At 57.7% G+C, this 26,153-nt stretch carries 18 protein-coding genes and 1 pseudogene; 11 read left to right on the top strand and 8 right to left on the bottom strand.

What is annotated here, in order from left to right:
• Window positions 1-111 precede the first annotated feature (111 nt).
• From ppsA to EE949_RS12515, 8 genes are all read left to right on the top strand, one after another.
• Window positions 112-2,487: a phosphoenolpyruvate synthase gene (gene ppsA / locus EE949_RS12550; RefSeq protein ID WP_122664587.1), complete on the top strand. Its 2,376-nt coding sequence runs from the start codon at window positions 112-114 to the stop codon at window positions 2,485-2,487.
• A gap of 97 nt (window positions 2,488-2,584) precedes the next feature.
• On the top strand, window positions 2,585-3,577 hold the full coding sequence (locus EE949_RS12545) for an alpha/beta fold hydrolase (protein WP_122664586.1): 993 nt from the start codon (window positions 2,585-2,587) through the stop codon (window positions 3,575-3,577).
• A 146-nt stretch (window positions 3,578-3,723) separates the two neighbouring features.
• Entirely contained in the window at window positions 3,724-4,212 is a 489-nt protein-coding gene (gene rraA, locus EE949_RS12540; RefSeq protein ID WP_122664585.1) for a ribonuclease E activity regulator RraA, read from the top strand.
• Window positions 4,213-4,223: 11 nt separating this feature from the next.
• Window positions 4,224-5,219 carry a zinc transporter ZntB gene (locus tag EE949_RS12535; RefSeq protein WP_122664584.1) on the top strand — a complete coding sequence of 332 codons (996 nt, stop codon included), beginning with the start codon at window positions 4,224-4,226 and terminating at the stop codon, window positions 5,217-5,219.
• Window positions 5,220-5,308: 89 nt separating this feature from the next.
• Complete coding sequence (locus EE949_RS12530; protein ID WP_122664583.1) at window positions 5,309-5,557, top strand: CrfX protein; 249 nt, start codon at window positions 5,309-5,311, stop codon at window positions 5,555-5,557.
• Between the two features lie 2 nt (window positions 5,558-5,559).
• Entirely contained in the window at window positions 5,560-6,384 is an 825-nt protein-coding gene (locus EE949_RS12525; protein ID WP_087265063.1) for a mechanosensitive ion channel family protein, read from the top strand.
• A gap of 86 nt (window positions 6,385-6,470) precedes the next feature.
• The gene (gene sigX / locus EE949_RS12520; protein WP_122664582.1) at window positions 6,471-7,061 is read left to right on the top strand and encodes an RNA polymerase sigma factor SigX; all 591 of its coding nucleotides are present in this window, start codon (window positions 6,471-6,473) and stop codon (window positions 7,059-7,061) included.
• A gap of 107 nt (window positions 7,062-7,168) precedes the next feature.
• Entirely contained in the window at window positions 7,169-8,203 is a 1,035-nt protein-coding gene (locus tag EE949_RS12515; RefSeq protein ID WP_099268666.1) for an OmpA family protein, read from the top strand.
• A gap of 88 nt (window positions 8,204-8,291) precedes the next feature.
• Here EE949_RS12515 and cobA read toward each other — a convergent pair whose 3' ends face one another.
• The 7 genes and pseudogenes from cobA to EE949_RS12475 form a co-directional block, all read right to left on the bottom strand.
• Window positions 8,292-9,041, bottom strand: a complete 750-nt coding sequence (gene cobA / locus EE949_RS12510; RefSeq protein WP_122664581.1) for a uroporphyrinogen-III C-methyltransferase — start codon at window positions 9,039-9,041, stop codon at window positions 8,292-8,294.
• A gap of 13 nt (window positions 9,042-9,054) precedes the next feature.
• Window positions 9,055-11,784, bottom strand: a complete 2,730-nt coding sequence (locus EE949_RS12505) for a nitrate reductase (RefSeq protein WP_122664580.1) — start codon at window positions 11,782-11,784, stop codon at window positions 9,055-9,057.
• Window positions 11,785-11,813: 29 nt separating this feature from the next.
• Window positions 11,814-13,013: pseudogene (locus EE949_RS12500) on the bottom strand (NAD(P)/FAD-dependent oxidoreductase); the annotation flags it as partial.
• A gap of 372 nt (window positions 13,014-13,385) precedes the next feature.
• Entirely contained in the window at window positions 13,386-15,044 is a 1,659-nt protein-coding gene (locus tag EE949_RS12495; RefSeq protein WP_122664578.1) for a bifunctional protein-serine/threonine kinase/phosphatase, read from the bottom strand.
• An 8-nt stretch (window positions 15,045-15,052) separates the two neighbouring features.
• Window positions 15,053-16,264, bottom strand: a complete 1,212-nt coding sequence (locus tag EE949_RS12490; protein WP_122664577.1) for a nitrate/nitrite transporter — start codon at window positions 16,262-16,264, stop codon at window positions 15,053-15,055.
• An 825-nt stretch (window positions 16,265-17,089) separates the two neighbouring features.
• On the bottom strand, window positions 17,090-17,665 hold the full coding sequence (locus EE949_RS12480; protein ID WP_122664634.1) for an ANTAR domain-containing response regulator: 576 nt from the start codon (window positions 17,663-17,665) through the stop codon (window positions 17,090-17,092).
• A gap of 13 nt (window positions 17,666-17,678) precedes the next feature.
• Window positions 17,679-18,890: a CmpA/NrtA family ABC transporter substrate-binding protein gene (locus EE949_RS12475; RefSeq protein ID WP_122664633.1), complete on the bottom strand. Its 1,212-nt coding sequence runs from the start codon at window positions 18,888-18,890 to the stop codon at window positions 17,679-17,681.
• 323 nt (window positions 18,891-19,213) lie between these two features.
• On the opposite strand from EE949_RS12475, the gene EE949_RS12470 reads away from it, so the two are divergent.
• On the top strand, window positions 19,214-20,239 hold the full coding sequence (locus EE949_RS12470) for a quinone-dependent dihydroorotate dehydrogenase (RefSeq protein ID WP_122664575.1): 1,026 nt from the start codon (window positions 19,214-19,216) through the stop codon (window positions 20,237-20,239).
• Between the two features lie 141 nt (window positions 20,240-20,380).
• Here EE949_RS12470 and rmf read toward each other — a convergent pair whose 3' ends face one another.
• Entirely contained in the window at window positions 20,381-20,596 is a 216-nt protein-coding gene (gene rmf, locus EE949_RS12465) for a ribosome modulation factor (RefSeq protein ID WP_002553055.1), read from the bottom strand.
• A gap of 566 nt (window positions 20,597-21,162) precedes the next feature.
• Between rmf and rlmKL the strand changes: the two genes are divergently transcribed.
• Both rlmKL and EE949_RS12455 read left to right on the top strand, forming a co-directional pair.
• Window positions 21,163-23,433, top strand: a complete 2,271-nt coding sequence (rlmKL, locus tag EE949_RS12460) for a bifunctional 23S rRNA (guanine(2069)-N(7))-methyltransferase RlmK/23S rRNA (guanine(2445)-N(2))-methyltransferase RlmL (RefSeq protein ID WP_122664574.1) — start codon at window positions 21,163-21,165, stop codon at window positions 23,431-23,433.
• Window positions 23,434-23,584: 151 nt separating this feature from the next.
• Window positions 23,585-25,987, top strand: a complete 2,403-nt coding sequence (locus EE949_RS12455) for a sensor domain-containing diguanylate cyclase (protein ID WP_122664573.1) — start codon at window positions 23,585-23,587, stop codon at window positions 25,985-25,987.
• Window positions 25,988-26,153 lie beyond the last annotated feature (166 nt).

Below are 26,153 nucleotides of genomic sequence, written 5' to 3'. Positions count from 1 at the left end.
CTTTTTTAAAGGTTCGTGCTTATGGCCAGACCAAAAACGTCTGGATCCATGCCGTAGCTGAGCCGACACTGAGCTTTTCCCAACAACAAAACAGTTAGTGGAGAGATCACCTTGGTAGAGTACGTAGTTTCCCTCGATAAGCTCGGCGTCCATGATGTGGAGCATGTGGGAGGCAAGAACGCATCCCTCGGCGAAATGATCAGCAACCTTGCCGGTGCTGGTGTTTCGGTGCCCGGTGGCTTTGCCACAACGGCCCAGGCCTACCGTGATTTCCTTGAGTTGAGTGGTCTGAACGATCAGATTCACGCAGCTCTGGACGCTCTGGATGTCGACGATGTCAACGCACTGGCCAAAACCGGCGCGCAGATTCGTCAGTGGATCATGGAAGCCGAATTCCCCGAGAAGCTTAACGCCGAAATCCGCACTGCCTTTGCCGAACTGTCGGCAGGCAACCCGAATCTCGCCGTCGCCGTGCGTTCTTCCGCCACCGCTGAAGACCTTCCCGATGCGTCCTTTGCCGGGCAGCAGGAAACCTTTCTTAATATCCGCGGCGTTGAAAACGTCATCCGTGCGGCCAAGGAAGTGTTCGCCTCGTTGTTCAACGATCGGGCCATTTCCTATCGCGTCCACCAGGGCTTTGATCACAAGCTCGTCGCCTTGTCGGCGGGTGTGCAGCGTATGGTGCGCTCCGAAACCGGTACGGCGGGCGTCATGTTCACCCTGGACACCGAATCGGGCTTCCGTGACGTGGTGTTCATCACCGGCGCTTACGGCCTCGGTGAAACGGTGGTGCAGGGCGCGGTCAACCCTGACGAGTTCTATGTACACAAGGGCACCCTCGCTGCGGGTCGTCCGGCCATCCTGCGCCGTAACCTGGGCAGCAAGGCCATCAAGATGATCTACGGCGAAGAAGCCAAGGCCGGTCGTTCGGTGAAAACCGTCGACGTCGAGCCTGCTGAACGCGCGCGTTTCTGCCTGAGTGACGATGAAGTCGCAGAGCTGGCCAAGCAGGCGATGATCATCGAGAAACATTACAAGGCACCGATGGACATCGAGTGGGCCAAAGACGGTGATGACGGCAAGCTGTACATCGTTCAGGCACGCCCGGAAACCGTGAAAAGCCGCGCTCAGGCCAATGTCATGGAGCGCTACCTGCTCAAGGAAACCGGCACTGTGCTGGTTGAAGGCCGTGCTATCGGTCAGCGTATCGGCGCAGGCAAGGTACGGATCATCAAAGACGTTTCCGAGATGGACAAGGTCCAGCCCGGCGACGTTCTGGTTTCCGACATGACCGACCCGGACTGGGAACCGGTGATGAAGCGCGCCAGCGCCATCGTCACCAACCGTGGCGGCCGTACCTGTCACGCGGCGATCATCGCTCGTGAGCTGGGTATCCCGGCTGTTGTAGGGTGCGGTAACGCGACCCAGTTGCTGCAGGACGGCCAGGGCGTAACGGTTTCCTGTGCTGAGGGCGACACCGGTTACATCTTCGAGGGCGAGCTGGGCTTTGACATCAAGACCAACTCGGTCGATGCGATGCCTGAGTTGCCGTTCAAAATCATGATGAACGTCGGCAACCCGGACCGGGCTTTCGACTTTGCCCAGTTGCCCAATGCCGGTGTTGGCCTGGCGCGTCTGGAATTCATCATCAACCGCATGATCGGCGTGCACCCCAAGGCATTGCTCAATTACGACAGCCTGCCTTTGGACATCAAGGACAGCGTCGACAAGCGCATCGCCGGTTACGACGATCCGGTGGGTTTCTATGTCGAGAAACTGGTCGAGGGCATCAGTACTCTGGCCGCAGCGTTTACTCCGAAAAAGGTCATCGTCCGTCTATCGGACTTCAAGTCCAACGAGTACGCCAACCTGATCGGCGGCAAGATGTACGAGCCGGAAGAAGAAAACCCGATGCTCGGTTTCCGCGGGGCTTCACGTTACATCAGTGAAAACTTCCGCGATTGCTTCGAGCTGGAGTGCCGTGCCCTCAAGCGTGTTCGTGAGGAAATGGGCCTGACCAACGTCGAAATCATGGTGCCGTTCGTGCGCACCCTGGGCGAGGCCAGTCAGGTTATCGATCTCTTGGCCGAGAACGGTCTGAAACGCGGCGAGAATGGCCTGCGCGTGATCATGATGTGTGAACTGCCGTCCAACGCCATTCTGGCCGAGGAGTTCCTGGAGTACTTCGACGGTTTCTCCATTGGCTCCAACGACCTGACCCAGCTGACTCTGGGCCTGGATCGTGACTCCGGGGTCATCGCGCATCTGTTTGATGAGCGTAATCCGGCGGTGAAGAAGCTGCTGTCCAACGCTATTCAAGCCTGTAACAAGGCTGGCAAGTACATTGGCATCTGTGGTCAGGGTCCTTCAGACCATCCGGACCTTGCCCGCTGGCTGATGGATCAAGGCATTGAAAGCGTTTCGTTGAACCCGGATTCCGTGCTGGAAACCTGGTTCTTCCTGGCTGAGGCTCAGGCTCCGGTTTGATGTGACTGAGTGAAGCCCCGGTTCATTCACATGAGCCGGGGCTTTTTTACGTTTACCATGGACGGTTTCCACACCGACCTTTGATTGTTTGAGCAATATGCAAAGCAGCAGCACTCTCTTTCCTGTCGCTCTGATCAGCGCCGAGCGTCGCGGTGATCTGGTCGAAGACGTATACCGCCTGAAGCCTGCCAACAGCCCCGACTACAGTGTCGAAATTGCCGTGACACGTCTCGGCCTTGTGGCCCAGTCCGATGTTCGGGGTGTGCCGGTGATCCTCATGCATGGCAGCTTTTCAAACCGGCGCTTCTGGTATTCGCCTAAAGGCATCGGTCTGGGTGCATACCTGGCTCGGGCAGGTTTCGATGTCTGGATACCGGAAATGCGCGGGCACGGACTGTCGGCACGCAACGAAGCCTATCGCTATAACCGGGTTGCGGATTATGCGCGCTACGACGTGCCTGCTATCGCAGCATTCGTCCGCGAGCAAAGTGGTCAGATTCCGCACTGGATTGGCCACTCGCTTGGCGGCACCACGCTCGCAGCGGCATTGGGCGGGCAGTATCTCGGTCCTCCAGGCGCGGCCTCTGTCGCCTTGTTCGGGAGTCAGGTCAGCCGCAATTACTGGCCGCTGAAAATGCCCCCGGTGCAATGGGCTGGCCGCTTGCTGCTCAAGCCGTTCGAGCATATTTCCGGCCCGCGTTTCAAGCGTGGTCCAGAAGACGAACCGATCGGGTTGGTGCTGGAAAGCATGCGTTGGCATGGTCTGTTCGGACGTTTCGGTGACAGGGAAACTGACTGGTGGGCTGGCTTGCCAGGCGTTGAAGTGCCCGTACTCGCGGTGGCTGCGGTCGGTGATCATCAAGATCCCGTCTGGGCCTGTCGCAAGCTTTTTGATCAGATCGGATCAGCACAGCGCAAGTTCATCAGCCTGGGGCGTGAGCAGGGTTTCTCGCAAGACTTCGATCACGTACAGATGCTGGTCAGCAAAAATGCCCAGCGAGAAGTCTGGCCGCTGGTTACCGAGTGGCTGAGCGAAGGCTGCGTCCCTGTACAGGAGCTGTCGCAAACGCCGATCGCCGTGGGGGACTGAGCGCAAGGTGTTTCCCTGCTGCTGCCGTGCGATTAAGCTACGACGCAAGTGCAGTTCAGTTAAAGGTCATGAAGCTGGCTACGTCCTCTTTTTATGAGCTACGGTTCATAAGCAGAGACCGACCCTTCACTGACAGGAGTTTCGCCATGCATTACCTCACGCCCGATTTGTGCGACGCCTATCCTGACCTGGTTCAGGTACTTGAACCGATGTTCAGTAACTTCGGTGGTCGTGATTCGTTCGGCGGCGAAATCGTCACCGTGAAATGCTTTGAGGACAACTCGCTGGTCAAGGAGCAGGCCGAGCTGGACGGAAAGGGCAAGGTTCTGGTCGTAGACGGCGGTGGGTCACTGCGTTGTGCATTACTCGGTGACATGATCGCCGAAAAGGCAGCGCGCAATGGCTGGCAAGGCATGGTGATCTATGGCTGCATCCGCGACGTGGATGTTCTGGCGCAGACTGATCTGGGTGTCCAGGCGCTGGCCAGTCACCCGCTGAGAACCCATAAGCGCGGTATCGGTGACTTGAACGTCGTGGTGACCTTTGCCGGCGTTACGTTCCGTCCCGGCGAATATGTGTATGCCGACAATAATGGCGTGATCGTTTCTCCCTCGCCTCTGACAATGCCCGAATAAGCGAAGTATTGATGTTCGACGAGACAAACGCGCAGTGGGGGCTGGTTCACGCTCTCGTATTGGATGGTAAAGGCGGGGCGCGTTTCATCGCTCGGACCGAACTGGATGGCCTGCAATTGCAGCCGCATGAAAGTGTCTGGCTGCATTGGGATCGCGGTCATCCGCAGACGCACACATGGTTACGCACAGCCAGTGGGCTGAGTGAATTCGCCTGCGACCTGCTGCTAGAAGAAAATACCAGGCCACGCTTGCTGCCACTGCCTGACGAAAAGCTGCTGCTGTTCCTGCGCGGGGTCAATCTCAACCCGGGGGCCGAGCCGGAAGACATGGTCTCGGTGCGGATTTTCGCCGCTGCCCAGCAGGTCATCTCTCTGCGTCTGCGTCCATTGCGGGCCACCGACGAGTTGATCGAGCAGCTCAACGAAGGCAAGGGGCCAAAAACTGCATCTGAGCTGATTCTTTATCTCGCCCAATACCTGACAGACAAGGTGCAGGCGCTAGTGGGTGACCTCACCGAATCGGTCGATGAAGAGGAAGAAAAGATAGATGCTGACGAGCGGTATGCCCCCGAACATGGCGATATGCTCCATATTCGACGCCGCGCCGCAGGGCTACGCCGTTTTCTCTCACCGCAGCGGGAAATTTACGCACAGCTCAGTCGCAGCAAGCTGCCGTGGTTCGTCGACGATGACGCTGATTACTGGAACGAGCTCAACAACAGCCTGACGCGTTACCTTGAAGAGCTGGAATTGACCCGCGAGCGAGTGGGGCTGGTGCTGGAGTCCGAAGACCGGCGGCTGCGCGAGCGCATGAATCACACCATGTACCGCTTTGGCATCATTACCGGGATATTTCTGCCCATGAGTTTTTTGACCGGCCTGCTGGGCATTAACGTGGGTGGTATCCCTGGCTCTGACAGCCCTTATGGTTTTTTGGTCGCCTGCGCATTGATTGTCGCGCTGGCGTTAGGGCAGTGGTGGCTGTTCCGGCGGTTGCGCTGGGTGTGACGGTTACAATTTTTAACGTTCGTCCACGGGGCAGTTTGTGACTCACCCGGATTGGTTCACGTCTTCTCTGGACGTTACGAGAGGTGCCTATGCACGATCCGTTTGAAGAATCATTGCGCGACATGCTCAAGTCGTCTTCCTCCAGCCGGGATGATGACGCCTGCCTGGGACGCGTATTGAAAACCGCCAATCGCCAAGTGGGCGCGGGTGTGTTGTTCAGTCTGCTGGGGCGCTGGACCGAAGCGATGATGATCGCCTTGAACAATGGCTCAGCCCACGTTGCACCGGTTTCACGTCAAAAGAATTCTACCGCTCGTCCTGTCGATAAGGCTGATTGAACATGGAATTGGATCTCTGGACTCAGAGTCTGGTTGCCGCAATGACTGCATTGTGGACCAAAGTTGCAAATTTCATCCCGAATCTGTTCGGCGCACTGGTGGTCGTACTGCTGGGTTTCGTGGTCGCCAAACTGCTCGACACCCTGTTGTCAAAGTTGCTCGCCAAACTAGGCCTTGATCGTCTGATGGCAGGCACCGGCCTGACCAAACTGATCAGCCGTGCAGGCGTTCAGGTGCCGATTTCCACTCTCATCGGCAAGATTGTTTACTGGTTCGTCTTGTTGATCTTTCTGGTTTCGGCCGCTGAATCGCTGGGGCTTGAGCGCGTTTCCGCAACGCTGGACATGCTGGCGCTTTATCTGCCCAAGGTTTTTGGTGCCGCTCTGGTGCTGCTGGTCGGTGTACTGCTGGCGCAACTGGTCAACGGTCTGGTGCGTGGCGCGGCGGAAGGAGTAGGGCTGGATTATTCCGCGGGTCTGGGGCGAATCGCTCAGGGGCTGGTCATTATTATCAGTATTTCGGTGGCGATCAGTCAGCTGGAGGTCAAAACTGACCTGCTGAACCATGTAATTGTGATCGGTTTGATTACCGTTGGTCTGGCAATTGCGCTGGCCATGGGCCTGGGAAGTCGTGAGCTTGCTGGCCAAATACTGGCAGGGATTTATGTGCGGGAGTTGTATCAGGTAGGCCAAGAGGTGCGTGTTGGCGATGTTGAAGGGCAGATTGAAGAGATTGGCACGGTGAAAACCACACTGCTTACAGATGACGGGGAGTTGGTTTCATTGTCCAACCGCGTCCTTCTGGAACAGCGAGTGAGCAGCCGTTAAGCGGCTAACCTGCTACTCTATGCCGCCACAAATTGCCGTTTCAATGGCAGTGGCGGCCATTGACCTGACTGTCGGCACGACTTGTTTTGAATAACCCTCAACCGCTATCGATGCGCTACGACCCCCGCGAGCTCTCTGATGAGGAGCTGGTTGCGCGCGCCCACGTCGAACTTTTTCATGTGACGCGGGCTTACGAAGAGTTGATGCGTCGCTATCAACGAACACTTTTTAACGTCTGTGCACGTTATTTAGGGAACGATCGCGATGCTGATGATGTCTGTCAGGAAGTGATGCTTAAGGTGTTGTATGGCTTGAAGAATTTCGAGGGTAAATCGAAATTCAAAACATGGCTGTACAGCATCACTTACAACGAATGCATCACGCAGTACAGAAAGGAACGGCGTAAGCGTCGCTTGATGGACGCTTTGAGTCTGGATCCACTTGAGGAAGCGTCGGAAGAAAAGACGCCTAAACCTGAAGAGCGGGGCGGGCTTGATCGCTGGCTGGTGCATGTGAACCCGATCGATCGGGAGATTCTGGTACTGCGATTTGTCGCAGAACTTGAATTCCAGGAGATCGCAGACATCATGCACATGGGCTTGAGTGCAACGAAAATGCGCTACAAGCGGGCTTTAGATAAATTACGTGAGAAATTTGCAGGCATTACCGAAACTTAACTCGGTGCAAATATCTCTAACGAGCAGGCAAGTTCTGATAGACTTGCCGATGAGTTGTCCCCAGCGATGTGGGACTGCTTTACAATCACCAGATGGGGATTTAACGGATGAAACTGAAAAACACCTTGGGCTTGGCCATTGGTACTATTGTTGCCGCGGCATCTTTCGGCGCTCTGGCACAAGGCCAAGGCGCAGTCGAAATCGAAGGCTTCGCCAAGAAAGAGTACTACGACAGCGCCCGTAACTTTAAAAACGACGGCAACCTGTTCGGCGGCTCGATTGGCTACTTCCTGACCGACGACGTAGAAGTACGTCTGGGTTACGACGAAGTTCACAACGTTCGCAGCGACAGTGGCAAGAACATCAAGGGCTCCAACACTGCCCTGGACGCTCTGTACCACTTCAACAACCCGGGCGACATGCTGCGTCCGTACGTTTCGGCTGGTTTCTCTGATCAAAGCATCGGTCAAGACGCTCGCGGCGGCCGTAACGGTTCTACCTTCGCCAACATCGGCGGCGGTGCCAAGCTTTACTTCACTGACAACTTCTATGCCCGTGCTGGCGTTGAAGCTCAGTACAACATCGACCAAGGCGACACCGAGTGGGCTCCTAGCGTCGGTATCGGCGTAAACTTCGGTGGCGGCTCCAAGAAAGTTGAAGCAGCACCAGCTCCAGTAGCTGAAGTGTGCTCCGACAGCGACAACGACGGCGTGTGCGACAACGTCGACAAGTGCCCGGACACCCCAGCCAACGTTACCGTTGACGCTGATGGCTGCCCAGCAGTTGCCGAAGTGGTTCGTGTTGAGCTGGACGTGAAGTTCGATTTCGACAAATCCGTAGTCAAGCCTAACAGCTACGGCGACATCAAGAACCTCGCTGACTTCATGCAACAGTACCCACAAACCACCACCACTGTTGAAGGTCACACTGACTCCGTCGGTCCTGACGCTTACAACCAAAAACTGTCCGAGCGTCGTGCAAACGCCGTTAAACAGGTTCTGGTTAACCAGTACGGTGTTGGCGCTAGCCGCGTAAACTCGGTTGGTTATGGCGAATCCCGTCCAGTTGCTGACAACGCAACTGACGCTGGCCGCGCTGTTAACCGTCGCGTAGAAGCTGAAGTTGAAGCACAAGCTAAGTAATTAGCCTGCTTTACTCGCTTCAATAGCGGTGTAAAAGAGAAGCCCGGCTAATGCCGGGCTTTTCTTTGCCTGCGATTTACTCTGTCGTTCAAGCCGTTTGACTGGCTGCTTGTTCCAGCACCGCAACATCCATTGCGCCCGCAACCTCTCCGATGACCAGAATGGCCGGGCTTTTCAGTTCGAAAAGGGCTGCGTCCTGCTGCATATCGGCCAGTGAGCTCCGGCACTCCCTTTGCTGAGGCAGGGAAGCATTCTCGATCATCGCCACGGGCATGTTCAGTGACATCCCGCCACTGATCAGGCTCTCGCGTATTTCGCCCAGTTTTGCCACGCCCATGTACACCACCAGCGTTGTTCCTCCTTGTGCCAGTGCTTGCCAGTTCAATGTACTGTCGTCCTGAGTGTGAGCTGTCACCAGCGTCACGCCACGACTGATACCCCGCAAGGTCAGGGATATTCCACATTGCGTCGCGCCTGCAAGGCCTGCCGTGATGCCATTGACCAGTTCAACTTCAACCCCATGAGCACGCAGCCAATCGGCTTCTTCGCCGCCGCGACCGAATATGCACGGGTCGCCGCCTTTCAGGCGCACCACGCATTTGCCCTGACGCACATAGCGCAGCATCAAACGATGGATGAACGCTTGCGGCGTCGAGCGGCAGCCACCGCGTTTACCTACGGCAATAACGCGCGCGCCCGGGCAATGCTCCAGTACTGCGTTGTTGACCAGGTCATCGATCAACACCACGTCGGCTTCGCGCAGTGCTCTTACGGCTTTTAGGGTCAGCAACTCTGGATCACCCGGGCCGGCGCCGACCAGCCAGACTTTTGCATTCATGCTATTCACCTCATCAGTTGATCGCGACGGTCGTCAGCAGTCGTTTGATTTCCGGCACGCAAGAGCCACACATGCTGCCGCAGCCCAGTTGTGTCTTTAGTTGAATCAGGTCCATACCTTTCGCAATGCCATCGCACACCGCGCTTTCACTGATATTCATGCAGTTGCACAGGGTTTTTCCGCTTGATGCTTTGCCTGCCCCGGTGCCTGGTGCGCGGCTTATCGGCGCGAGCAGCCAGCGACGCACCTCGTCGTCGATTTCCCGCCCGTCCAGCCACAAACTTTGCAGCCATTCTTTGGCAAGGGTTTCTCCGCATAGGCGGATGGCGGTTATCCGGCCTTGGTCCAGGCGAATGCGCTTGCTGATGCCTTGGCGATTATCGTCATAAGCCAGTACGGGGCCGTGATCCAGCCCCAGCAACTGGTCAATTCGATCCAGCAGCTCCTGAGTCGGGGCTTCGCCATTGGCTGCACGCAGTGTTAGTGCAGGACGTTCACGTCCTGCAAGGCTTAGGCTGGTATAGGGAAACTCGTCGCATAACGAACGCAACGCATCCAGACGGCATTGCACGTCGCCTTCGATCAGGATGAACAGTCGCCACGGCAGGTCGACTTTGTCGATCCGCACGCCAGAGTGCTTCAGCTCAGGTTGCCTGGAAATTGGATCGAACGCTGGCTGGATGAGTACATTTACTCCGCCCTTGAGGAATCGATCTCCCCAGTGCATGGGGATGAAGGCATGGCCAGCCCGCAAGCCGTCATCGCTGCCAACGGGAACGATCACACTGCCACGTCTGCTTTGCAGATTGACCAAATCACCCGTTTCCAGTCGATAGCGATGCAGATCTTCCGGATGCAGGCTCAGTACTGCTTCACTCACATGGCCGAACAAGCGCGCAGCGGTGCCTGTGCGGCTCATGCCGTGCCATTGATCACGCAGGCGGCCGGTGTTCAGGGTCAGCGGGAAGCGGCTGTCGCGTAGCTCTTTGGCAGCGCTGTACGGTTCGCTGATGAATCGGGCTTTGCCGGATGGTGTTGGAAATACACCCTCCAGATACAGTCTGGCTGTGCCGCTGGTGGCGCCGACCGGGAATGGCCATTGCTGCGGCCCGCGCTGATCAATGATCTCGTAGCTGATGCCGGACAAGTCCAGGTCGCGACCTTGGGTCAGCTGCTTGTATTCGTCGAACAGTGCTTGGGGCTGCTGGAAATCAAAAAGAGCGGCGGTATCAGGTTGCAGTCGGGCCTGAAGACGTTGTGCGAAATCGACTGTAATTGCCCAATCGGGGCGCGCTTCGCCGGGCGCCGCAACGGCTTTGCGCACATGGGAGATACGCCGTTCGGAATTGGTCACCGAGCCTTCTTTTTCGCCCCAACTGGCCGCGGGCAGCAGCAGGTCAGCGAAGCGGGCGGTTTCAGTGGTGCGAAAAGCTTCCTGAAGGACCACGAATGGGCATGTGCTCAAGGCTTCGCGTACATGAGTCTGATCAGGCAGCGACTGTGCCGGATTTGTGCAGGCGATCCATACCGCTTTGATCGTACCGTTGCGCATCTGCTCGAACAGTTCGATCGCTGACAAACCAGGAGTGTCGGGCAATGTATCGACACCCCAGTACTGTGCCACTTCAGCCCGATGCTCGGCGTTGGCCGCTTCCCGGTGGCCGGGAAGCAGGTTGGAGAGGCTGCCAGTCTCGCGACCGCCCATGGCATTAGGTTGGCCGGTCAGAGAAAACGGGCCGGCACCGGGGCGGCCTATTTGCCCGGTGGCCAGATGCAGGTTGATCAACGCGCTGTTTTTGGCGCTGCCAGCAGTGGACTGATTCAAGCCCATGCACCACAGCGACAGAAAGCTGGGTGCCTGGCCGATCCATTGCGCGCATTGCCGCAGTTGCTGAAGCGAGATGCCGCAGGTCTGCGCGACCATTTGCGGCGAGTAGTGATGCACCAGGCTTTTGAGCTCGGCATATCCCTCGGTGTGTTGCTCGATGAAATCCTGATCGACCCTGCCTTCCCAAAGCAGCAGATGCAGGATGCCGTGAAACAGCGCAACGTCTGTTCCGGGGTTAATCGCCAGATGCAGGTCCGCCAGGTCACAGGTGTCTGTACGCCGAGGGTCGATGACGATGATTTTCATCTCGGGACGCTGGCTTTTCGCTTCTTCCAGGCGTCGGAACAGGATCGGGTGGGCGTAGGCCATGTTGCTGCCGACGATCATCACGCAATCGCTGAGCTCGATGTCTTCATAGCTGCAAGGCGGTGCGTCTGCGCCCAGGCTACGTTTATAGCCCACCACGGCGGACGACATGCACAGCCGGGAATTACTGTCGATATTGTTGGTGCCAATCAGAGCGCGTGCGAGCTTGTTGAACGCGTAGTAATCCTCTGTCAGCAGTTGTCCCGAAATATAAAACGCGACGCTGTCAGGTCCATGTTCGCGAATGGTTTCTGCGAAGACATTGGCGGCGTGATCAAGGGCCGCGTCCCAATCCGTAACGCTGCGTCCCAGCTGTTTACTCAGGCGCAATTCCGGGTATAGCGCCCGTGCGCTTGGGTCACCAGTGAGGTGCAGGGTTGAGCCTTTGCTGCACAGCTTGCCAAAGTTGGCTGGATGCGTCGGGTCGCCTGTGACACCGATAATGTTGCGCCCGTCGTGTTCAATCAGCACGCCACAGCCGACCCCGCAATAGCAACAGGTGGATGCGGTGGTTTGCGTGATGGGCGCGGGGATACTGGTCAGGCGCATAACGCGGTATCCGTTTGCGATACGCTCACTTCACCGAACATCAACTGATCACGAAGGGCGATTATGGACTGCTGGCCGCGAATCAGGCGCAGGTACCAGCCGCCGTCAGTGGTGTCGCCGTACAGGCACGCGCCCACCAGAAGATCGTCTTTGATCACCAGTTTTTTGTAGGAACCGCTGAAAGGGTCTCGCAGGACTATGGTTTCCGTGCCTTCGCCTCCCATGAAATCGCCAGCGGAAAACAGATCAATCCCGGTCACCTTCAGCTTGGTCGAGGTGACTGAACCCTTGTAGCGGGCGAAGCCTAGTTGGGCGAGGTGGTTTGCGCAGACTTTGGCCTGCTCGAACAAGGGCGCTACCAGGCCATAGGCAGTGCCGCGATGACTGGCGCATTCGCCGATCGCATAGATCCTCGGATCGTAGGTCTGCAACGTGTCGTTGACCAGGATGCCCCGGTTGCAGGGCAATCCAGCCAGTTCCGCGAGTTCGGTCGCCGGGCGAATACCGGCGGCCATCACGACCAGGTCGGCCGGGATGATGTCGCCATTTTTGAACTGCACGGCGTTGACTGTACCTCGGCCGTTGTCCAGCAATGCCTCGGTCTGTTCGTTCAGGCGAAAGTGCAGGCCGCGGGCCTCCAGCGCGCTTTGGAGTAATTGCCCGGCGGCTTTATCCAACTGACGTTCCAGCAGCCATTTGCCGATGTGTACGACCGTGACGTCCATGCCACGCATCTTCAGCCCATTGGCGGCTTCCAGGCCGAGCAGGCCGCCACCGATCACCACCGCATGTTTTTGGGTTTTGGCGGTGTGGATCATGATTCGCGTGTCCGCGATGTCGCGGTAACCAATGACGCCGTTCAAGGTGCTGCCCGGCATTGGTGGCATGAATGGCGTAGAGCCTGTGGCAATCAGCAGGCGATCGTAATGCGCCACCGTGCCGTCGTCGGCAATCACCTGGCGTTTGGCCCGGTCGATTTTCACCACTCTGCGATTGAGCAGAAGTTGAATGTTGTTGCCCAGATACCAGTCCAGGTCGTTAAGCACGATGTCTTCGAACTTCTGCTCACCTGCCAGCACCGGTGAGAGCATGATGCGGTTGTAGTTAGGGTGCGGCTCGGCGCCGAATACGGTGATGTCGTACAGTTCGTCGCTGAGCTTGAGCAGCTCCTCCAGCGTACGAACGCCAGCCATGCCGTTGCCAACCATCACCAGTTTGAGTTTTCTCATCTTGCCTCCGAGAAGCCCGCGAGAGGGTGCTCGACAAATTCTGCGCAAACAAAAAAAGGCGTCCCGCTAGGTTACTAGCGAGGACGCCTTTGTCCGGTCCCGTTCTCTCGGGAAGCTCAGCCTTCGTCTTTGAAGGCTGGAGCGATATGAGTTGCTTGAGGAAAGATATGCAGGGGGTGTGCCAGATAGAGTCTTGTCTGGTGGAGAAACTGTGGGAGCAGGGCTTGCCAGCGATAAGGCTGGGCTCGATTCGCTTAGAGCGCGGTGCCCTTATCGTCGGAATGCCGCCAGACCCAGCCCTGCTCCCACAGCGTTGCATTTATCGGGGAGTATCACCTTGGTGCGCTATGCCCCGAACCGGGGCGATTTTGCTCAGTGACGCATCAGCCAAACGATGGCGATCAGATTCAGTAGCAGAGAAACCAGCGCCACCGTCCTCCAGACCTTTACTGGTTCGCGTTCAAGCAGCGGTTGAGCGCGTTTCACCAGTGGACGGTGCTCCGCTTGTTCCAGTTCCAGTAGCCACTGTTCAGCCGTTTCGTAGCGATGTTGCGGATCGGCCTGCAGTGCCTTGGACAGGTTGTGGTCCAGCCAGTCAGGCAGGTCGGGTCGATAGCGGCTGGCGGGGGTTGGTATACCGAAACGCCTATGCTGGAACGCTTCGATCTCGCCGTACGGGTAATGCCCGGTCAGCAGGTAATAAAGCGTCACGCCCACCGCGTACAGATCCTGGCGGGGAGTGGGCTCGTCGCCATTGAACGCCTCTGGTGCTATGAAGCTTGGCGTGCCCGGCAACTCGCCCGGTGTCAGCGTGGAAAGGCCGGGGCAGTAGGCGAGGCCGAAATCCAGCAGGCGTAACTCGCCGTCATCTTCGAGCAACAGGTTTTCCGGTTTGATATCCCGGTGAATGATGTTTCGCCGATGCAGCAAGCCCACCGCCCGCAATAGTTGCGTGGCGTGCGCTAACCATTGCGCCACGGACAGCTGGCCGTGCTCATTGAAGAGTTGCATCAGGCTGCGGCCTGAGTGTTCACGCATGACGTAATACAGGTGCTGGCGATCAGGTACGGGATGGGTTTCAGGGAAAAAACGGCCCGCCACGCGCTTCAAAAACCATTCTTCGAGCAGCAGTCCCTGGCCAGCGCCGGGTTCGTCATGGCGATTTCCAGGGAGCGTTTTCAATAACCAGCGCTGATTGTTCTGGTCGGTGACCCGATACAGCAGCGATTGCCGAGACTCCGCCAGCAACCCGTTAATCTGCCAGCCTTCAAAAGCCTGGCCAGTCTTTAAAGGAGGCGGCAATGGCCATTGTTGAAGCTGGATGAGAGCGTCGCCAAGGTCATCCTGACCCAGCGCGTCGACGCGAATCAGCACGGCACTGGCGTTGTCCTGACTACCGGCCAGATGTGCAGCGCTGACCAGCGTCTGCACGGCACGATCCAGATCCTCTTGCTCAGTGAGAATCGAACGAATACTCGCATCACCCAATGTTGCCCAGACTCCATCGCTGAGCAGCAGCAGGCGTTCGCCCTCGCGCAATTCGCCGTTCAGATAATCCATGACCAGGTACTGGTCCAGCCCCAGAGCACGCTTGAGCACATGCTGCATGTCTGGCTGTTCCCAGACGTGATCTTCACTGATGCGTTGCAGTTCTCCCGCATGCCAGCGATAGGCACGACAATCGCCCACATGCGCGAGAGTGAAACGCCGACCACGTAGCACCAGCAAGCTAAGGGTGGTCAGCAAGCCATTGGCCTGCAACCAGCGATTCTGTGCCAGCAGCAACCGGTCAAGGGATTGGGCGACGCCCCAGGTTTCCGGCGTCGAGTAGTAATCCAGCGCCAGCGCCTGCAAGGTGGATTGCGCCGCGAGGGCGCCATCCACGCATTGACTGACGCCATCCGCCAGGGCAAACAGATAGCCCTTGCTGGCGGCAAGGGCCGGGGCCGGAGTTACCAGGCGCATAGCGTCCTGATTCTCTGCCCGCGGCCCGCTGGCGCTGAATTGAGCAAGGCTCAGTCGCAAGCTCATCAATGACCTCAGACGCGAGCGGCGGTCACGGCTGCCGAGCCCCAGGTGGCTCTCCAGCGGCGCTTGACGTTAAGCAGGCCGAACCATGCCAATACGCCAAGGAATGCAAATAGCCACAGGCCCATCTGGTAGTCGCCGGTGTGTTGTTTGATCGAACCCAGGCCGGCTGCGAGCAGGAAGCCGCCGATGCCACCCGCCATGCCGATCAGGCCGGTCATGACACCGATTTCCTTGCGGAAGCGCTGTGGCACCAACTGGAACACTGCGCCATTACCTGCACCGAGACCGAGCATTGCGGCGACAAACAGCGCCAATGCCGCCCAGGAGCTGGGCAGATTGAAACCCACTGCCGCGATGCAGATTGCAGCGACGGCGTACATACCTGCCAGGGTGCGAATGCCGCCGAAGCGGTCAGCCAGGGCACCGCCCAATGGACGCATCAGACTGCCGCCAAACACGCAGGCTGCGGTGTAGTAACCGGCCGTGACCGGGCTAAGGCCATATTGGTCGTTGAAGTAGCCGGGCAGGGCGCTGGCCAGCCCGATAAAGCCGCCAAAGGTCACGCTGTAGAAAAACATGAACCACCAGCTGTCACGATCGCCCAGCGCTTTGAGGTAGTCGCTCATGGATTTGGGTTTGGCGCGTTCTGGAGCGTTGCGTGCCATCAGCGAGAATGCAATCAGCGTCAGCACCAGCGGAATGACCGCAAAACCGAACACATTGCTCCAGCCAAAGGCTGCCGCCAATACCGGCGCAATCAGCGCTGCCAGCACCGTGCCCGAGTTACCTGCACCGGCAATACCCATCGCCTTGCCTTGGTGCTCGGCTGGATACCACTGCGAGGCCAGCGGCAGGGCGACGGCGAATGATGCACCTGCCACGCCGAGGAATACGCCCAGTAACAGCGCCTGCTCGTAGGTGTGAATGCCCAGATTCCAGGCAGTAAACAGGGCAACGATCACAATGACCTGGCCGATGATGCCGGCTGTTTTCGGCGACAGCTGGTCGGCCACGATGCCCATCACAAAGCGCAGCAGTGCGCCGGCCAGGATCGGCGTCGCTACCATCAGGCCGCGTTGCTGGGTGGTGAGTTGCAGGTCGGTTGCGATCTGTACTGCCATTGGGCCGAGCAGGTACCAGACCATGAAGCTCAGGTCGAAATACAGAAATGCGGCGAACAGGGTCGGTTTGTGACCGGCCTTCCAGAAGCTTGTATTCATTGAACACCTCATCTGCAAAAAGGAGATCTGTCGGTTCAGGCACGGACCCGAACCGTAACGGGCTTGAATCTGTAGAAACCTGCAGGTGGGCGTCCATAACCTCGGCAGCTCCACCAACTCCAGTCACTGGAGCCAAAACGCAAAAAACGCCGCAACCCGATTCGCGTTGGCGAAGAGGTGTGCGACGTCTTTGTCGTAGAGTGGGGCAACCGCCGTTGGTTACCTGTGGTGATTAGCTAGCAAAAGGTAGGCCAGTTGTGGCAGGGATGTTTTTTTGAGCTGATGTGCTTTCTGGTGTGCATATCCGTTATGCGGTGATGGCTGATATTGGTTGCGCCCTTACGGCGCGTCACCTTTGTTCCGGAAGCAGGCCCAGCCAAAAGTAACCGATAAGCTCTTGCCCCACCACTCGGCCCCTCGCTGGGGCTCTGCGGGCGGCCAGCGTGGTTTGACGGGGCGCCCAAGATCAAAATCAAAAGCGCGGCGGCCTGTTAGCCGACTTGTTTTCTTGGGTTTGCCGACATTCTGTAGGCGCTGCCGAAGGCTGCGAAGCGGTGTGTCAGGTATACCGTAATCGTTGCCGCAACCTCCGACAACGCTAACCAGGCAGCACTTCATCAGCGGGATCCATGCGAACCTGTGGGACCGGATTCATCCGGGAAGAGGCCAGTACATCCACCCCATAATCGTCGCCTGAAACGCAGCCTTCCCGGATGAATCCGGTCCCACAGGTCCAATGTTTACCGCGATACAGCGCAGTGCCATGGCTGCGGTAACGGATATGTGCTCAGGCAAAAGCAGATCACCCACAACCGGCGCCAAACCTCACCCCAACAGCTCACTCATCGCAATAATCTGCTCCGCGACCTGAATCAGCTTTTGCTGTCTGCTCATGGCTTGGCGACGCATCAGGGTATACGCCTCTTCCTCCTTGCAATCCTTCATCTTCATCAACAGACCTTTGGCCAGCTCGATACGTTTGCGCTCGGCCAGTTGCTGATCCCGTGCCTGAAGCTGCGCCCGTAGAGCCTGATCGCTCTCGAAGCGAGCCATCGCCACGTCGAGAATCGGCTGCAGACGCTGGGCATGAATGCCCTCCACGATATAAGCACTCACCCCTGACTTGATGGCCTGGCGCATCACGCCCGGATCATGCTCATCGGTAAACATCACAATAGGTCGCGGTTGATCGCGACTGACCATCACCACCTGCTCCATCACATCGCGGCCAGGGGATTCGGTGTCGATCAGAATCACATCCGGGCGAAGGGCTTCAACCCGGGCGGGCAAGTCGATAATCAGCCCGGACTCATCGATCACCTCAAAGCCCGCCTCACTGAGCGCGGCCTTCAGGCGCCCGACTTTTTTTGCCGTGTCATTGATCAAGAGGATACGCAGCATAGTCATCAGCTCCTCATTGAGTCAGATCGGCAGTTGCCGAGCGGGCCAGCGCATGAAGCTTGAAGCTGCGCGCATAGCCTGCCGGATCAGAACCGTCCCAGACTTTGCCGTCGATCAACTGGCTGCTGCGCATCGTTGTTGCGGGAACCTCGATACCCAGCGCCCCGGCGGCCTGTCGGTACAGCGCCAGTTGATGCACGCCCTTGGCGACATTGAGGTAGTCAGGGTCCTCACGCAGCAAGCCCCAGCGCCGGAACTGAGTCATGAACCACATGCCGTCGGACAGATACGGCAGATTGACTTCGCCATTGCCGTGGAAACGCAATGCATGGTGATCGTGCCACTGGTTACCCAGTCCATCACGATAGTCGCCCAGCAGGCGCGGTTCGATGTAGCTGGCGGGAGCATCGAGATAGTCCACGCCACTCAGCAGTTGCGCGGTACTGCGGCGGTTTTCGTCGCTGGATTCGATAAAGCGGCTGGCTTCCAGTACGGCCATGACCAATGCCCGGGCGGTGTTCGGGTTCTGTTCGACGAATTCACGGGTGCATCCCAGCACTTTTTCCGGGTGGTTCGGCCAGATCGCCTGAGTAGTGGCAAAGGTAAAGCCCAATTGCTGATCCACTGCGCTGGCGCCCCAGGGTTCGCCTACACAGAAACCATCAATTCGACCGGCTTCCAGGTGCTCTACCATCCGCGGCGGTGGGACCACCACACTGGTAACGTCCTGCAAGGGATGAATACCCTGACTTGCCAGCCAGTAGTAAAGCCACATGGCGTGGTTGCCGGTGGGAAAGGTCTGCGCAAAGGTCAGCTTTGAGCCGCTTTGGTGCGCCTGACGATCCAGTGCCTCAGGAGTGATCACGCCGGCGTCTTGCAGCGCGCGCGACAGATTGATGCTCTGGCCATTCTGGTTCAGCCCCATCAGCACGGCCATGTCGGTGGCTGCGCTGCCGCCAATCCCTAATTGCACTGCATAAATCAGCCCGTAGAGGCTGTGCGCTGCGTGAAGCTCGCCGCTGACCAGTTTGTCGCGCAGGCTGGCCCAGGAGGGTTGACGTTTGAGGTTCAGGCTCAATCCATACGGCTGGGCAAAGCCCTGCGTCGCGGCCACCACGATAGAGGCGCTATCGGACAAAGGCATGAAGCCGATGTCCAGGCTGTTCATCTCTGGCGCATCGCTGCCAGCTACCCAGGCCAAGGGGTTTCGAGTGGGCTCGTTCATAAAGGTCATCTGTCCTCTGCCATGACGACTGCGGGTGAACCTGTGATATCCGGTTCGGGCTGGCAGGAATCTTCCATAAAAAAAGCGTCGTTCAATCCTTCGCAAAAGCAAAGACGGAACGACGCCGTTGTCGATGCACCACGCCATCGTTGGCGCACTGCTAATACCCTATGCCAAGCAAGCGATATGCCAGCGGCGTATCCCCGTCATAGTGATGCAGTACGTCATGTTGTGCAAAAGGGCGCAGGCATGCCTCGCACGCAATCGCTCAGACGTCTATAATCGCCGCCCTGAATTCAGCTTCTTACGAGCCGCGCCCGCCCATGTATAACCTGGCCCGCCAGTTACTGTTCAAACTTTCCCCGGAAACTTCCCACGACCTGTCGCTGGATCTGATTGGCGCTGGTGGCCGCTTGGGTATCAATGGCCTGTTGAGCAAGGCACCGGCGCGTCTGCCGGTTAATGTCATGGGGCTGGATTTTCCTAATCCAGTCGGGCTGGCTGCTGGTCTGGACAAGAATGGCGCGGCCATTGACGGCTTTGCCCAACTGGGCTTCGGCTTTGTCGAGATCGGTACGGTCACTCCCCGTCCTCAGCCGGGTAACCCGAAGCCGCGCATTTTCCGCTTGCCCCATGCTGAAGCGATCATCAACCGCATGGGCTTCAACAACCTGGGGGTCGACAACCTTGTCGCCCGGGTTCAGGCAGCCAGCTACAAAGGCATTCTGGGTATCAATATCGGTAAGAACTTTGATACGCCGGTCGAGCGCGCGGTAGACGACTACCTGATCTGTCTGGATAAGGTTTACGCCCATGCCAGCTATGTAACGGTCAATGTCAGTTCGCCTAATACGCCTGGCCTGCGCAGCCTGCAGTTCGGCGATTCGCTCAAGCAACTGCTCGAAGCCTTGCGCATTCGTCAGGAAGCGCTGACCCAGATGCACGGCAAACGAGTGCCGCTGGCTATCAAAATTGCACCGGACATGACCGATGAAGAAACCGTGCTGGTTGCAACGGCACTGATCGAGTCGGGCATGGATGCGGTGATCGCCACCAATACCACCCTTAGTCGCGAAGGCGTCGAAGGTTTGCCGCATGGTGACGAGGCGGGCGGTCTGTCCGGCGCTCCTGTGCGTGAGAAGAGCACCCACACCGTCAAGGTGCTGGCTGGCGAACTGGCCGGGCGTATGCCGATCATTGCGGCGGGCGGGATCACCGAAGGCAAGCACGCAGCTGAGAAAATCGCTGCGGGTGCCAGTCTGGTGCAGATCTACTCCGGCTTTATCTATAAAGGCCCGGCGCTGATACGTCAGTCAGTAGATGCCATCGCCGCGATGCCTAAACGCTAAGTCTGCGCCAGGTTATATAAGGCCGCTCATAAAAAAGGGGCTCCGTAAGGAACCCCTTGGGCTTGCGCCCGGCGCCCGGATGGGACGCTTCTGGTTTGAACTGCTTTCAGAGATTTGATGGACTGGTCGGAAATTACCTGATTATCCGACCGCGTGAAGTTCGTTGAGTCTGTGGATTCCCGCAGTGCCGGTCATACCGTCCCAGTTGTCGCCGCGTCCTTCTCGCCAGCCATTGATCCAGGCTTGGCGTACTGACGGTAGAGTAAAAGGGCAAAGCTCACGGGATTTACCATGAACGCCGTACTGATATCCGCGTAAAAATGCTCTTTCCAACGGATCACGCTTAAGTCTTCTCATAGGGTGTTGCCCTCGTTTGTTGACTGTTATGTCCCTGAGACCTCATGTCGAGGTCGGGCAGAAAATTTTCTGCCGTTGGTACCCGCTGCCGGCGTCGCGGGCTTTGGTGTTCTCACCGTTGCGGTGACAACCTGTGTTGATTTCTAACCAATGGATCGGGCGCTGTGAATGATCGTTTTGTCATAAGCACGTCATATTTGTAATAACTGGAACATAAGCGAAGATGTGTTTCAAACTTGATTATTTGTGCAGCCCTGTCTCCGCAAGGCTTGGGACAAATGTTGAGACCGCTTCGCAACCGCAGATGATGGCGGCTTGCAAGCACGCGTGATTCGACGAAGGGTCGCGATGTGACTTTTTATTACCGCTGTTGTCGTGCTGAATAGTCATTTTTAAATGTCCCTTGGCCACGATGGTCTGGGGATGGCTGCCTTGATGACTCATATGTTCACAAGGTGGTCCGGCACAAGTTGTGTGCCACGCAGGCGTTCTCCAAGAAAGACGTCTGTTAAATCTGGTCGGGCAATGCGTTGCCCGCCGCTTATGGCTCAGGCCCTGGAATACTCATGTCGGACCGTTACGAACTTTTCCTCACTTGTCCTAAAGGCCTGGAAGGGCTGCTTGCCGAGGAAGCCACTGCGCTTGGCCTCGAGGAAACCCGCGAACACACCTCAGCCATTCGTGGCAGCGCCGACATGGAGACGGCCTACCGGCTTTGCCTCTGGTCGCGTCTGGCCAACCGCGTACTGCTGGTCCTGAAGCGTTTCCCGATGAAGGACGCGGAAGACCTGTACAACGGCGTCTTGCATGTCGACTGGCACGATCATCTGGAACCGGATGGTTCGTTGGCGGTTGAGTTCAGCGGTCATGGTTCGGGTATCGACAACACCCATTTCGGCGCCTTGAAGGTCAAGGACGCCATCGTCGACAAATTGCGCATGCCAGACGGTTCGCGTCCTTCAGTGGACAAGCTGAACCCGGATCTGCGTGTGCATCTGCGTCTGGATCGCGGCGAAGCGATTCTGTCCCTGGACCTGTCTGGTCACAGCCTGCACCAGCGTGGCTATCGCTTGCAGCAGGGCGCTGCGCCATTGAAAGAAAACCTGGCTGCGGCGATCCTGATTCGTGCGGGCTGGCCGCGCATTGCGGCTGAAGGCGGCGCACTGGCTGACCCGATGTGCGGCGTGGGTACTTTCCTGGTCGAGGCGGCGATGATCGCTGCCGACATCGCGCCTAACCTCAAGCGTGAGCGCTGGGGCTTTTCTGCATGGCTTGGGCATGTGCCAGCCCTGTGGCGCAAGTTGCATGACGAAGCGCTGGAGCGGGCCGAGGCGGGTCTGGCCAAACCACCGCTGTGGATTCGCGGCTATGAAGCCGATCCGCGTCTGATTCAGCCCGGTCGTAACAACGTCGAGCGGGCGGGTCTAAGTGAGTGGATCAAGATTTACCAGGGTGAAGTGGCAACGTTCGAGCCGCGCCCGGATCAGAACCAGAAAGGTCTGGTGATCTGCAACCCTCCCTATGGCGAGCGACTGGGCGACGAAGCGAGCTTGCTGTATCTCTATCAGAACCTGGGCGAGCGTTTGCGTCAGGCTTGCCTGAACTGGGAGGCTGCGGTGTTCACCGGCGCGCCGGACCTGGGCAAGCGCATGGGGATTCGCAGCCACAAGCAATATGCTTTCTGGAACGGTGCCTTGCCGTGCAAGTTGCTGCTTATCAAAGTCCTGCCTGACCAGTTCGTGACGGGCGAGCGTCGCACCGCCGAACAGCGTCAGGTTGAGCGTGAGCAAGTCGAGCCGGAAGACACCAGCCCGCTGGTCACGCCAGGCAAGTACGAGAAGTACAACAAGAACGGTAACCCGATCAAGCCAGCGCCAGTGGTTGTCGAGCAGCCGCGCCTGAGCGAGGGCGGGCAGATGTTTGCCAACCGCTTGCAGAAGAACCTCAAGCTGTTGGGCAAATGGGTGCGTCGTGAAGGCATCGATTGCTATCGTGTGTATGACGCCGACATGCCTGAGTATTCTCTGGCTATCGATTTGTATCAGGATTGGGTTCACGTTCAGGAATACGCTGCGCCAAAGTCCATCGATCCGGAAAAAGCTTCGGCCCGTTTGTTCGATGCCCTGGCAGCGATCCCTCAAGCGCTGAATGTCGACAAGAGTCGCGTGGTGATAAAGCGCCGCGAACGTCAGAGCGGTACCAAACAGTACGAGCGGCAAAGTGCTCAAGGCCAGTTTGTCGAAGTCAATGAAGGTGGCATCAAGCTGCTGGTCAATTTGACGGATTACCTGGACACCGGTCTGTTCCTTGATCACCGTCCGATGCGCATGCGTATCCAGCGTGAAGCCGAGGGCAAGCGGTTCCTCAATCTGTACTCCTACACCGCGACAGCCAGCGTGCATGCGGCCAAAGGCGGTGCGCGCAGCACCACCAGTGTTGACCTGTCCCGGACGTACCTCGACTGGGCGCGTCGCAACCTGTCGCTCAATGGCTTCTCTGACAAGAACCGTCTGGAGCAGGGCGATGTCATGGCCTGGCTGGAGGCCTGCCGTGAAGAGTACGACCTGATCTTTATCGATCCACCGACCTTCTCCAACTCCAAGCGCATGGAAGGGATTTTCGACGTACAACGTGATCAGGTGCAGTTGCTTGACCTGGCCATGGCTCGCCTCGCGCCAGGTGGCGTGCTGTACTTCTCGAACAACTTCCGCAAGTTTGTCCTCGATGAAAACCTTGCACAGCGTTATGCCTTGGAAGAAATCACTGGCCAGACCATTGATCCTGACTTCGCCCGCAACAGCAAAATCCATAGGGCGTGGAAGATCACAGCCAAATAATCGGCTCGGCGAGCATCGATCCGTTCGCATTTGTGACGGATCGATGCGCAAATGGGGCAGACTCAGGCTAGGCAAAGTACTGGCGAATAGCTATAACTGAGCTACAGCCAGCGTGACGCGTCTCTATGCTGTAGCGTCACGAGTCCGATTTATGCCTACGAGTCAGATTCGCCCCAAGATTCTTGGCTTTATCAATGAACAGGCCTCTGCGTGGGTCGTCGCGACATTTGCCTTTCTGGTGGGTGCCGTTCTGACCGCTGTGTTGGCAATGGCCAACTTCGAACTCTATCAGCGCCAATTGCGTCAGCGTTTCGATCTGCTGGCCAATGAACGCTTCAGTCGTATTCAGGAGCGCCTCGATGGCCAGGCCTATCGTCTGGATAGCCTGCGGCGCTTCTTCACGTTCTCCGATACCGTCACCCGAGCCGAATTCAATGGGTTCGCTGATCCTTTACTGATCGGCACTCAGGCTTATTCATGGGCGCCAAAAGTGCTGAACGCACAGCGCCACTCGTTTGAGCAGCAGGCGGTAGCCGAGGGGTTAACGGGTTTTACGATTCGTCAGATAGCTCAAAACGGGACGCTCGAAACGGCCGGTGTCCGACCCGATTATTTCCCGATGCTTTTTACCCGGTCGCGCAGCAGCCTGCCGTTACCGCTGGGGTTTGATATCGGGTCTGAAAGTGTGCGCCGTGATGCCATTGATCTGGCTGGCAAGCTGGGCGCAATGGTCGCAACACCAAGAGTCAATCTTGTGGGTCTGGAGCCGGAAAATTCCAGCGGCGTGTTGCTATTGGCCCCCGTCATGTCCGCTGAAGCTGGCCCTGTAAGCGAGGTCAGTGGCTTTGTCATGGCGGTCATCAGCCTCAGCAAGTTGATGACTGAGGGGCTACCGTCTCAGGACAACCTGACACTGACCATGCGGGACCTGACATCGCCAGCGGAACCGCAGTTGCTCTTTCAATCGGCCACGCCTGCTGCATCGGATGAAATGCAGGTCAGCACGTTATTACGCATGGCCAATCGTGACTACCTGCTGGATATCCGGCCCACCGAGATGTTCATGAACAGTAATCAGTCGCTGGCTGGCAGCGTGATTTTCATGGGTGGGTTGTTGAGCCTGCTACTCAGCGCACTGCTTTACAACCTGGTCAGTCAGCGCCAGCGCGCGTTGCGGCTGGTGGACGAGCGCACCGCCGAACTGTGCATTCGCGAGCGCCAGTTACGCGGCGCGCATGGGGAGCTCAGTAACGTGCTGAATGCGGCAACCGATGTTGCAATCATTGCGACGGATCTGAACGGGGTGATCAGTACGTTCAACGTGGGCGCGCAGAAGATGTTGGGGTATAGCGAGGATGAGGTGCTGGGCCATTTCCGGCTCAAGGACCTGCAACTGGCTGCCGAGCTGGAAGACCACGCTCAGCATTTGAGTCAGGCTTATGGTTATCGGGTTACCGCCAGTCAGGCGATCTTTGTCGAGGCAAACGAGGCGGAGGGTCACAAGTCCCACGAGTGGACATTCGTTCGCCACGACGGCAGTTCGCTGACGGTCAACATGCTCGTCACTGCAGTGCGCAACGAGCATGAACAGTGGGTGGGGTATCTGGCTGTGTGCATTGATATCACCGAGCGCACGCTGGTCTATGAAGCACTGGCAGCGCGGGATCTTCTGCTGAAAAAAATCAGCGCTCATGTACCGGGCGGTATCTACCAGTATCAAATGGACGCCGACGGTCAGTCGCGTTTCAACTACATCAACGATGGCATGTGCGAACTGCATGGCATGACTCATGAGCAGATGTTGCTTGATTTCAAATCGGTGTTTGCCCGTGTCCATCCTCTGGATGCGCAGCGCGTGAAGGATTCCATGCGCGCTTCGGCACAAGAGATGACGCCTTGGCACGACGAGTACCGCCTCAATGTTCCAGGGCATGGGCTGCGTTGGGTACACGGCCACGCAACCCCGGAAGCGCAGCCCGGCGGTGCGGTGATCTGGCACGGTTTCCTCTCCGAGATCACGGACATGAAGCGTGTTGAGGAAGAGTTGCGTGCGCTGTCGGTAACTGACGTGCTGACGGGTGCCTACAACCGGCGTTATTTCCAGGAACGCTTGAACGCTGAACTGGCCCGTGTCCATCGTCATGGCGGGGCGTTGTCGCTGATCATGCTCGACATTGATCACTTCAAACGCATCAATGATGAGTATGGGCATGCGGTCGGTGACACGGTGCTACAGGCCATTTGCCAAAGAATCACCACTCGATTGCGGCGTAGTGATGTTTTCTGTCGACTGGGCGGTGAGGAATTTATGGTGCTTTGCCCGGGGAACTCTGCCACAGAGGCTCACGAACTGGCGATTCAGCTCTGGACCGGGTTGCGCAGCCATCCCGTGGAAGGCGTTGGGCTGGTGACGGCCAGTTTTGGTGTTGCGAGCTGGCGGGCAGGTGAGGGGGCCGATGCACTGCTGCTGCGTGCAGACTCCGGGGTTTATGCGGCCAAGCAGGCGGGGCGGGATCGGGTTGAGTGTGAAAGCCAGGAGACGGCGAGTTTGTGACGATTGGCAAACATTGGTGTTGTAGGAGCTGCCGAAGGCTGCGATGGCGGTATGTCAGGAAAAATGCTTCGCAGCCTTCGGCAGCTCCTACAGAGAGCACATATCTTGCTGTTTGTCTGTTAGGGGCGAGCGGGCGACCTGAATCACCCGCCAACTCTCTCTCTCC

Origin of the sequence: Pseudomonas viridiflava, from assembly GCF_900602065.1 — a bacterium.
In the GTDB taxonomy this organism is placed as follows: domain Bacteria; phylum Pseudomonadota; class Gammaproteobacteria; order Pseudomonadales; family Pseudomonadaceae; genus Aquipseudomonas.
The sequence above is the reverse complement of the archived record's forward strand: the minus strand, read 5'-3'. Positions and strand labels throughout refer to the sequence as shown.

What these genes read in the sequence shown, in the direction of transcription:
- EE949_RS12505 (WP_122664580.1), bottom strand. Translation starts at nt 11,784, where the DNA reads ATGCGCCTGACCAGTATCCCCGCGCCCATCACGCAAACCACCGCATCC.
- rlmKL (WP_122664574.1), top strand. Translation starts at nt 21,163, where the DNA reads ATGTCGGACCGTTACGAACTTTTCCTCACTTGTCCTAAAGGCCTGGAA.
- rraA (WP_122664585.1), top strand. Translation starts at nt 3,724, where the DNA reads ATGCATTACCTCACGCCCGATTTGTGCGACGCCTATCCTGACCTGGTT.
- rmf (WP_002553055.1), bottom strand. Translation starts at nt 20,596, where the DNA reads ATGAGAAGACTTAAGCGTGATCCGTTGGAAAGAGCATTTTTACGCGGA.
- EE949_RS12490 (WP_122664577.1), bottom strand. Translation starts at nt 16,264, where the DNA reads ATGAATACAAGCTTCTGGAAGGCCGGTCACAAACCGACCCTGTTCGCC.
- EE949_RS12480 (WP_122664634.1), bottom strand. Translation starts at nt 17,665, where the DNA reads ATGCTGCGTATCCTCTTGATCAATGACACGGCAAAAAAAGTCGGGCGC.
- EE949_RS12470 (WP_122664575.1), top strand. Translation starts at nt 19,214, where the DNA reads ATGTATAACCTGGCCCGCCAGTTACTGTTCAAACTTTCCCCGGAAACT.
- EE949_RS12530 (WP_122664583.1), top strand. Translation starts at nt 5,309, where the DNA reads ATGCACGATCCGTTTGAAGAATCATTGCGCGACATGCTCAAGTCGTCT.
- EE949_RS12545 (WP_122664586.1), top strand. Translation starts at nt 2,585, where the DNA reads ATGCAAAGCAGCAGCACTCTCTTTCCTGTCGCTCTGATCAGCGCCGAG.
- EE949_RS12475 (WP_122664633.1), bottom strand. Translation starts at nt 18,890, where the DNA reads ATGAACGAGCCCACTCGAAACCCCTTGGCCTGGGTAGCTGGCAGCGAT.
- EE949_RS12515 (WP_099268666.1), top strand. Translation starts at nt 7,169, where the DNA reads ATGAAACTGAAAAACACCTTGGGCTTGGCCATTGGTACTATTGTTGCC.
- EE949_RS12455 (WP_122664573.1), top strand. Translation starts at nt 23,585, where the DNA reads ATGCCTACGAGTCAGATTCGCCCCAAGATTCTTGGCTTTATCAATGAA.
- EE949_RS12525 (WP_087265063.1), top strand. Translation starts at nt 5,560, where the DNA reads ATGGAATTGGATCTCTGGACTCAGAGTCTGGTTGCCGCAATGACTGCA.
- cobA (WP_122664581.1), bottom strand. Translation starts at nt 9,041, where the DNA reads ATGAATGCAAAAGTCTGGCTGGTCGGCGCCGGCCCGGGTGATCCAGAG.
- EE949_RS12535 (WP_122664584.1), top strand. Translation starts at nt 4,224, where the DNA reads ATGTTCGACGAGACAAACGCGCAGTGGGGGCTGGTTCACGCTCTCGTA.
- EE949_RS12495 (WP_122664578.1), bottom strand. Translation starts at nt 15,044, where the DNA reads ATGAGCTTGCGACTGAGCCTTGCTCAATTCAGCGCCAGCGGGCCGCGG.